Below are 557 nucleotides of genomic sequence, written 5' to 3' on the forward strand. Positions count from 1 at the left end.
CTGCTGGACGGGCTGTTTGCCCTGATGATCCGCGAGAAGAGCGACTATACCCGGACGTTCCGCCTGCTGAGCCACAGCGAACAGCTCAGCGCCGCTTCGCCGCTGCGCGATGAGTTTATCGACCGCGCGGCCTTTGACAGCTGGTTTGCCGGGTATCGTGCGCGGCTGCGTGATGAACAGGTGGACGACGCGCAGCGCCAGCAGAGGATGCAGGGCGTGAATCCGGCGCTGGTGTTACGTAACTGGCTGGCGCAGCGGGCGATCGAGCAGGCTGAGGCGGGCGATATGGGCGAGCTGGAGCGCTTGCATGCCGCGCTGGCAGACCCCTTTACCGATCGCGAGGACGACTACGTCCGCCGCCCGCCGGACTGGGGGAAACGTCTGGAAGTCAGCTGCTCGAGCTAACTTGCCTCGCCCCGCGTTCAGCGGGGCGCTTACTTGGTCAGAATTAACTTCCCGGCGTGGGTCTGGCGCAGCAGATAGCGCTGGCCGCCATGCTCAATCACTACTCGTCCTTCGCTGCCTAACAGAACCCGACTGCTGATCTCTCTGTCCGT

Annotated in this window: 2 protein-coding genes; one reads left to right on the plus strand and one right to left on the minus strand. The window is 64.1% G+C overall.

What is annotated here, in order from left to right; genetic code table 11:
- A partial coding sequence (locus tag ABD481_RS46975; RefSeq protein ID WP_344672378.1) for a protein adenylyltransferase SelO family protein occupies positions 1-405 on the plus strand: 405 nt, incomplete at its 5' end.
- Positions 406-434: 29 nt separating this feature from the next.
- On the opposite strand, the gene hemP is transcribed toward ABD481_RS46975, so the two are convergent.
- Positions 435-557, minus strand: a 123-nt coding sequence (hemP, locus tag ABD481_RS46980; protein WP_344672379.1) for a hemin uptake protein HemP, incomplete at its 5' end; no start/stop codon positions are given.

The organism is Catenulispora yoronensis (genome assembly GCF_039531695.1).
Lineage (GTDB): Bacteria > Actinomycetota > Actinomycetes > Streptomycetales > Catenulisporaceae > Catenulispora > Catenulispora yoronensis.